Source organism: Corynebacterium sp. A21 (assembly GCF_052266655.1).
GTDB lineage: Bacteria > Actinomycetota > Actinomycetes > Mycobacteriales > Mycobacteriaceae > Corynebacterium.
Window position 1 is genome coordinate 888174 of the sequence record NZ_JBQPQY010000001.1, and the last position, 8582, is coordinate 896755.

An 8582-nucleotide genomic window follows, 5' to 3' on the forward strand; every position below is an offset into this window, starting at 1 on the left:
ATAGGTTGACCGAAAGGTGCTTGGCGGTGTGGGCTGAGCAGGAAGAACCCCGACCACCCACACCCTGCGGGGTGGGTGATCGGGGCATCCTCAGGCGTGCCTAGTCCTGGGTATCCGGAATACCCGGGACGGCCCCATCAGTGGCAGAGGCCGCGGAACCATAGGCCCCTGCCCCACCGTCGAGCTGCTCCCGGACCGCCAACACCGCAGCCATGCGGCCATAGGTCCGACCGGAGGAATCCACCGTGGACACCTGATCCCCGGCCTGCTCCCGAAGCAGCGCGATCGGGCCGGTGTCGCTGGCAGCCGTGATCCGCCCCGCCAGCACCGCGCCATTGCCATGGGAATCAATGGACCGGGCGAAGTTGGCCAGGTTCGTGGCGGCAAAAGCGCCCTCACCGGTGCCGTCATTAGCACCGGTGACAATGACGACTGCCTGCGAAGGAAGGATGGTGCCCTGCTCATAATCCACAAAGCCGGAATCCTTCAGCGATTCCAGTAACAGCGCCCGCTCCTCCGGGGTCGCCATCGGCTCGGCACTCTGCGGATCCAGCAGCAGCGCCGCAGCCATCGCATCGCCAGCGTGCGTACCCGGATCGAGGGACTCCTCGGACAGCTGCGCGCCGGCGGGCAGGGTATTGGCCACAATCGACTTGAGCTGATCCACCCCATCTTGGGCGAAGAACTGCTCATTGAGCGTGATCCGGCCAGCATCGACGGCGCCTGCCTTGTGCAGCAGCCAGATGATATTGCCCAGATCCTCCTCATCCGCATCAGCGGTGTGCATCACCAACACCGGACGCTGCGCCAAGGTTCCGGCAACCAGATCCTCGGCGTGGTCGGCGATGAAAGCATCAGCAGAATCCGCCTGTGCGGCATTGATCTCCGCAGCGAGCTGGTCGAATTCCCCCGCCGACTGCTGCGCCGAGGTGGCTCCCCCGCTGCCCGGAATATTCGGGGCGATCACCAGCGTGCCCAGGGCGACTCCGGCGGCCACGCCGAAACCCAGACCCGCAAGAATGATGCCGGAGCGACCGGGACGTTTGTTCTTGGCCATGTCTACCTCGATCCTCGGGTTAGTTGAACCAGCTCTGGAACTTCAGGGCGATATTGTTCCAGGTGTCAATCAGATTGTCCCCGAAGGAACCATCGCCCCCAGTGCCGACGATCAACACCACCACCGCCAGGGCCACCAGGATGCCGAGAATCGCCCAGAGCCAAGCCATGCCTGAACCACTGCGCACCGTATAGAGATTCGCGATCACGCTGGCATCAACCAGCTTCTTGCCCAACTTGGCGCGGGTCAGCAAGGCCGCCGGGTTCGCCTGCGGCGCATCCGCGAACATGGCGTCCAGGTCCAGCACCGGACCGGCGTTGATGATCATCTCCGCCTCGTGATAATCCGCCAGCAGCAGCGCCAGATCAGTGGCGGACTCAGTGGCTGCCGGAAACGTCATCGCACCGATTCCCAGATCCTGGATCCGCTCCAGGCCGGCGGCATGACCATCGGGTTCCGCCGGCAGGATGACTCGTGCGCCACTGCGCAAGGTATCCGCCGCGATCGACTTCGGATTGCCGACGATCAGATCCGGGGTGTGTCCGAGCTCGACCAGGGTGTCCGCCGCCTCATCCACACCGATGATCACCGGCTCATACTCACGGATGAAGTTACGCAGCAGCTTGATCTGGTTGCGGTGGTTATTGCCCGGGGAGGCCACCAGTACCTTCCGGCCGGCGATCTGCGCGCCGGTATCCGGAATTCCGAGGCCGTCGATGAGCAGTGGAGCTTCCGAGTGGATGAACTGGATGGTATTGCCGAAGTAAGCCTCCATGTGATCAACCAGACCCTGCTGGGCTTCACCGAAGCGCGCCTCCGCGTCCTCCCGGTTCAGCACATGGCCCGCACCGATGGCCTTATCGCCGTGAAAGATGCCGCCTTCTTCATCCACCCGACCTTTCTTGCCGTCACGCAGACCCAGCTTCAGTTCATCGCCGACCCCCTCCACCAGGAGGATGTCGGCGTCCAGCAGCATCAGTGGACCGAAGTTCGGCACGGACCCAGTGGTGAAGCGTGCCAGGTTGATGATGGCAGCGGGCTTCGCCTCGACCAGTTTCTGGGACAACTGGCGGGTGATGTCAGCGGCATTGACCACGACGATGTCACCTTCACGCAGGCGCTTCATCCCCTTCGCGGGGGACGTGTAGTCGCGCAGGATCCCGTGGAGACCGGGGACTTCGGCGGTGCGGGAGAACAGGCTCATGGGCGACATTCTGCTTTAAAGTCTCAAGCAGTGGTGGAGGCGCGCCCTAATTTCCGGCATGCCCAGCCAGGTTTCACCTCTGGTTCACCTATGCGGGTGGCCCCCACGGGGAGGAAAGTAGCCCCGTCGGAACCAGGAGAAGCTCAGGCGACCTGCGTTGCACTGAACTCCGCAACCTCCCGCTGGGCCCGGGCCAGCAGTTCGGCAGCGTGGGCCCGGCCGGTGTCGGTGTCATCCAGACCCGCCAACATCCGGGCCAGTTCCTCCACCCGGCGTTCCTCGCTGAGGGTCTCCACACCCGAGGTCACCGAGACATCACCGACATTCTTGGCCACGTGCAGGTGGGTGTCCGCATAGGCCGCGACCTGCGGCAGGTGGGTGACCACGATCACCTGGTTCCCCACCGCCAGCCGGGCCAGACGGCGACCGATCTCCACGGCGGCGCGACCACCGACACCAGCATCTACCTCATCAAAAACCAGCGTGGCACCGGTGGAGCTCCCCGCCAGGATCACCTCCAGGGCGAGCATCACCCGAGAAAGCTCACCGCCGGAGGCCGAGGACGCCAGCGGTCGGGCCTCCGCCTGAGGGTTGGCTGCCAAGAGGAGTTCCACCTCGTCAATACCGTCTCTGCCTGGCGCCACCTCCCGCACCGCGACCTCAAGTCGGGTTTTGGGCATAGCCAGGCCGTGCAGCTCCACCGTGACCCGAGCACCCAGGGACTCCGCCGCCTTGAGACGCATCTTGCGCAGCTTCTTCGCTGCCGACATCATCGACTTCCGGGCCGACTCCACCTGCTTCTTCAACTCCACCAACGCCTCAGAAGAGATATCGATCTTGGATAGCCGCAGCTCCGCCTTGTCCCGCCACGCCAGCACACCGTCAATCTCGGGGGCATATTTGCGCGTCAGCTGCTTGAGCACCTGCTGACGCTGCAGGCACTGCTCGAGCTGTGCAGGATCAGTGGGCAGTCCCGAGAGAAATCCACCAAGCTCACCGGATACCTCAGCGAGCAAGGAAGTGACCTCGGACAGCTTGGTGCCTAATTCCTTGAGCTTCGGATCCTCACTGACGCTGAGCACCGATTCGGCACGTCCCAGCAGACTGGAGGCCGCTTCCGCTTCCTCCTCCACAAAACTGCCGAAAGCCTCTGACCCATCAATGGCGGAAAGTGCGAGCACCGCATCTTCGCGAAGGGTATCCACATCCTGCAGTCGACGGACCTGCTCAACGAGCTCCCTGTCCTCCCCCGGCAGCGGATCAGCATCATTGATCTCATTCAGGGCGAATTGGAGCCGGTCCACCTCCTGTGCCAGCTCACGGCGGGAATCGGTACGCTTCTGCAAATCACGGGCCAACTCACGCCAGGCCCGAAACTTCTTGCGGTAATCACTTCCCAAAGGCTCCAGCGCCGGATCAAAACGATCGAGCGCAGCGAGCTGCTTATCCGGGGAAAGCAGGCGCAGCTGATCATTCTGGCCATGGATGGTCAGCAATTCCGAGGAAAATTCCTGCAGGGTGGCCGCCGGCACCGAACGCCCGCCGAGGTGGGCCCGGGAGCGGCCGGTGGATTTAAGTACCCGGTTGGCGATGAACTCGCCATTCTCATCAGCAGATCCGCCGGCGCTGTCCACCGACTCTCGCACGCGTTCGGCCAGCTCGCTCGGCAGGCCATCGGTGGTGAAGGTTCCCTCCACCACCGCCTGCTCAGCTCCACTCCGAACACGTGAGGCATCCGCCCGCCCCCCACACAGCAGACGCAGACCGGTCACGACCATGGTTTTTCCGGCACCGGTCTCACCGGTAAGCACGGTCAGTCCGGGGCTCAACTGCGCGGAGGCCTTCGGGATGACCCCGAGATTCTCGATGGCGATATCTGCAAGCATGCCGACAGTTTAACTCAGATTCCCCGACAGCTACGAACACCCGTGCTATTTTTTCTCGAATTTTCAGCAACCTCACGTGGAACGCTGGATAAACGCTGGCCGAACACCCCTTCGAGGAGTGCCTCAGGATAAACAAAATCGGCAGCCGGGTCTGGGGAATCTCCCAGACCCGGCTGCCGCCCCTTTTCGGGAATTACTTCTTCTTATCTTCCTCGCCCGGCCCACGCCAGCCCTCAACGGGGAGCCGGAACTTGGTCACCAGCCGGTCAGTGAAGGTGGATTCATCCAGTCGCACCCAACGTACTGGACGGGCCCCACGGACAACCTCGACACGTGATCCCGGCGGCAACGGAATCGGACGGAAACCATCCATCACCGCCATCGCCGGGTAAGCATCAGGATTCGATTCCACCGCGACCGTGGAGCGCGGGCTGACCACCAGTGGTTTGGTGAACAGCGCATGCGCATTATTCGGTACCACCAGGATGGCATCCAACTCCGGCCAGAGGACCGGACCGCCAGCAGAAAAGGCATAAGCCGTGGAACCTGTCGGGGTGGAGATCAGCACACCATCGCAGCCGAAGGAGCTGACCGGGCGGGAATCCACCTCCAAGATGGCATCGAGCACACCCCGACGATTGAGGTTTTCCACGCTGACCTCGTTGAGCGCCCATCCCCGACCGATGACTTCATGTCCCTGATCGCGGACGGTGACATCAATGGTCATCCGGTCCTCAACCCGATAATCGCGGTCGATGACGCGTTGAATGGCCTCATCAAGTGATTCAGCCTCCCACTCAGCCAGGAATCCCACATGGCCCAGGTTGATGCCCAGCACCGGAACATCCACTGAACGTGCCAGGTCAGCGGCGCGGAGGAAGGTTCCATCACCACCGAGAACCAGTACCAGTTCCACTCCCTCAGCGGCAGCCGGGGAATGCGAAAACCGGTCCAGGCTGGCCAGGACGGGGTTCTCGGAAACCGGTACCTCATCCGCAGGCATGAGCACCCGGACCCGGATACCGACAGCCACCAGGAGTTCCGCGGCGCGGGCCGCAGACTCAATGTTGCTACTTCGGCCAGTATGTGGCACGAGCAGAATCTCGCGCCGTTCTTCGCTCATCTCAGTCACTGTGGTCCCTCTTCTACTGCCGTCGAGATCATCTCGTGGAGCTGCTCCGGGCTCGGAGCGCTGGCGCCATCATCCTTGATCAGCCATAAGAAATATTCTACGTTGCCACTGGGGCCGGGAAGCGGCGAAGCCACCACACCTTTGAGACTCAGACCCAGCGTCTGCGCGAATTCCGCGATATCCTGCGTCACTTCGGTACGCAACTCCGGACTGCGCACCACCCCACCGGAGCCAAGACGGTCCTTCCCGACCTCAAACTGGGGCTTAACCATCGGCAGCAGATCCGCCCCTTCGCGCATGCTTGCGGCGATGGCCGGCAGCGTGAGTTTCAGGGAGATGAAGGAAAGATCACCGACCATCAGGTCACAGGGGCCATCGGTCATCTCCGGGGTCAGGCTTCGGATGTTGGTGCGGTCCAGCACCGTCACCCGATCATCATTCTGGAGCCGCCAGATCAGCAGACCATAACCGACGTCCACGGCGACAACCTCGCGGGCGTCGCGACGCAGCAGGACATCGGTGAATCCCCCGGTGGAGGCACCGGCATCAAGTGCCTTGCGCCCCTTGACCTCAAGCCCGAGGGGCTCGAAGGCCGCGAGCGCGCCGAGGAGTTTGTGGGCACCGCGGGATGCCCAGTCGTCGTTCACGGTTTTTTCCACGCGTATCGACGCCTCGGGTTCGACGATGCTCGCGGGCTTGGCGGCCTTCATACCCCCCACGTACACCCGGCCGTCCTTGATCATCTCCACGGCCTGCTCCCGAGACCGGGAGATCTTCCTACGTACCAGTTCAGCGTCCAACCGCCTGCGTGCAACCATCGATAACCTACCTAGCCTTCCTGCAGGGCGTCATAAAGAACTTCATGGGCGCGACGGAGCTGCTCGGCCTCTTCGCTGAGGTCAGCCGGCTCCTCGCTGAAAATTGTGTCCAGGCCGGACTTCACCTGTTCCGGTGTGATCCGGAATTGACGGGGATCATGGGGTTTCACCACCATGAGGCAACCACGCTGATCGCGGCCTCGCCCTCACCACGAACGGTATCGACGCCGCCGTGATCCCAGGCGACCTCGAGAGCGGTCCGCAGACCTTGGAGCGGATCCCGCTGATCCTCACCGCCGGCGAGAACCAGCGCGTCACCATCGATGCGGGCTTCAAAGCCACCCTGGCATCCGGGCCGGAGTTCCACCGGGTCGCGGTGTAGATCTTCCAGCGAAGCCGCGATGAAGGTAGGCCGCTGGTGTGCGGGAGCCCGCAACAGCTCCAATGGGCCACTAACTCCCGTGAGCACCTGAAAGGTGTCCATACCTGCGGCATTACCGCCCTCAATATCAGTGTTGAGCCGGTCCCCGACCGCCAGCGGGCGCTGAGCGCCAAGCTGACGGGCAGCGGAGTGAAACATCGCCGGACCGGGCTTCCCGGCGGATACCGGGTGTACCCCCGTGGCGCTGACCAGTGCCGCCACCATCGAACCGTTGCCCACAACGAGACCCCGTTCCGTGGGTAGCGAAGAATCAAGATTCGAGGCGAAATAGCGGGCACCAGCGTGAATGGCGAGAGCAGCCTCAGAAAGCTGAGCCCAGCCGGTCTCCGGATTATGCCCGTGAAGCACCGCTATCGGCGCATCATCGGCGGAGTCCACCACCTGATAACCCGCTGCAGTGGCCAAGTCCCGGAAAGACCGGGTCCCCAGCACCAGGACCGCTGCGCCAGGGGTGAGATGTTCGGCGGCAAGCTCGATGGCTGCCTGCGCTGAGGTGAGCACATCACCGGTCGCAACCTTGTCCAGACCAATCCCGCGCAGCCGACCCGCAACATCCTCGGGCGCCCGCGAGGCATTGTTGGTCACATAAATCGAGGGGAGCACCGAGGCGTTGATCGTCTCAACTGCTCCCGGGATCGCCCGGCCACCTTCCCAAACAGTCCCGTCCAGGTCAAGCAACAGCGCGTCGTACTCACTCAACAAGCTCATAGGGACAATCTTAGTTCACCGACTAACCCAGCTCGGCCAGACGCTCCTTCGAATCCGTGAGATCGTGCTCATCAATGGCCAAAGCGTGGGTAAACCACTCTTTGGCTTCCTCGCCACGCCCCGCCAACACCAGTGCGTTTGCATAAGCGTAGGACAAACGCAGCGCCGACACACCGGTAGTGCTGACATCAGGGTTCTGTCGTTGCAACACGACGACTGCAGAATCAAACTGCTGGAGATCCTGGCGGGCACCGGCCATGACAATCGCCAGTTCAACCGTGGACTCGTGGTCCAACAGCTCCACATCCTCAGAGGCGCCAAGCTCCAGCGCCTTCTCCGGACGGCCCAGACCACGTTCCGCATCAGCCATGACGGCCAGCAGCCCCGGGCCACCACTCATCCGGCGGGCGGCACGCAACTCCGCAAGAGCTTCCTTCCACTCGCCGGCATGGTAGGCCGCGATCCCGCAGGTCTCACGGGCCACAGCCACGCGGCCACCACGGTCCTTGGCGGCACGGGCGTGACGCAGAGCCAACTGAGGATCATCATCGAGCAGGGTGGCAGCCATGATCATGTGCTTAGCCACCGCCTCAGCGTTATCCCGGGAAAGGACGCGGAGATCCTGCAGCACCATCGGATCAAGTTCCTTGATATCGATGCCGGTCGGCAGATCCGGCTCTGCAATACGCTTGTTCAGACGCTCCTCGCGGAAGCCGGCACGCTGCGGACGCAGATCCTTCTCATCGCGCTCAGTTCCACCACGCTGGGCATGCTGGCGCTGCGGGGCCTGACCTCTCCGGTCGTTATCGCGGGACGGACGACCATCACGGTTACCCTGCGGGGCCCCACGACGATCATCACGACGATCGCCCCGAGCACCAGCACGATCATCATTATCGCGGGGCTTGTCACGGTCATCCCGAGTGCTACGCCCACCCTGATAGCCACCCCGGCCCTCAGAGTTTCCCCGCGGACGATCTGCGCTGCCACCTTCACGGCGGGGACGTCCCCCACCGGAGTTCGAACCACCGGAAGAATGGTGCCGCGGAGCACCATCGCCCCGGCGGTCATCGGATCGGTGGTCTCGAGAGGGGCCTTCAGACATTCAGATTTCTCTTTCTCATCAGGAACAGGAAAAGCAGGAAGTTCCTGCTACTTATATTAAATTGATTCTAACCGCTTCCGGGGCATGGTAGACAATCCCCGAAAAGTGATAGCTGATCTGATACTTGGAGAAGTTCTTTGCCGTAGCTTCTGCTGCATAGCCAGCGGGCAACCCAAATCTGCGAGGATGCGGTTGCCGGCACTTGGGCTCTTTTCGTCTTCTGACGAAAA

Annotated in this window: 8 protein-coding genes; all 8 read right to left on the minus strand. The window is 62.6% G+C overall.

The window, feature by feature from the left end; genetic code table 11:
- Positions 1-100: 100 nt before the first annotated feature.
- Positions 101-1057 carry a copper transporter gene (locus ACTU46_RS04120; protein WP_443379333.1) on the minus strand — a complete coding sequence of 319 codons (957 nt, stop codon included), beginning with the start codon at positions 1055-1057 and terminating at the stop codon, positions 101-103.
- A gap of 19 nt (positions 1058-1076) precedes the next feature.
- Positions 1077-2270, minus strand: a complete 1194-nt coding sequence (gene steA, locus ACTU46_RS04125) for a putative cytokinetic ring protein SteA (RefSeq protein WP_443379336.1) — start codon at positions 2268-2270, stop codon at positions 1077-1079.
- Between the two features lie 134 nt (positions 2271-2404).
- Positions 2405-4147 carry a DNA repair protein RecN gene (recN, locus tag ACTU46_RS04130; RefSeq protein ID WP_443379338.1) on the minus strand — a complete coding sequence of 581 codons (1743 nt, stop codon included), beginning with the start codon at positions 4145-4147 and terminating at the stop codon, positions 2405-2407.
- A 193-nt stretch (positions 4148-4340) separates the two neighbouring features.
- On the minus strand, positions 4341-5279 hold the full coding sequence (locus ACTU46_RS04135) for an NAD kinase (RefSeq protein ID WP_443379340.1): 939 nt from the start codon (positions 5277-5279) through the stop codon (positions 4341-4343).
- Positions 5276-6097, minus strand: coding sequence for a TlyA family RNA methyltransferase (locus ACTU46_RS04140; protein ID WP_443379343.1), 822 nt, complete (start codon positions 6095-6097; stop codon positions 5276-5278). Before ACTU46_RS04140 ends, ACTU46_RS04135 begins: the two co-directional genes overlap by 4 nt.
- 11 nt (positions 6098-6108) lie before the next feature.
- Complete coding sequence (locus ACTU46_RS04145) at positions 6109-6273, minus strand: hypothetical protein (protein WP_443379345.1); 165 nt, start codon at positions 6271-6273, stop codon at positions 6109-6111.
- Complete coding sequence (locus ACTU46_RS04150) at positions 6264-7247, minus strand: HAD-IIA family hydrolase (protein WP_443379348.1); 984 nt, start codon at positions 7245-7247, stop codon at positions 6264-6266. Before ACTU46_RS04150 ends, ACTU46_RS04145 begins: the two co-directional genes overlap by 10 nt.
- Before the next feature lie 22 nt (positions 7248-7269).
- Entirely contained in the window at positions 7270-8352 is a 1083-nt protein-coding gene (locus ACTU46_RS04155) for a hypothetical protein (RefSeq protein WP_443379350.1), read from the minus strand.
- Positions 8353-8582 lie beyond the last annotated feature (230 nt).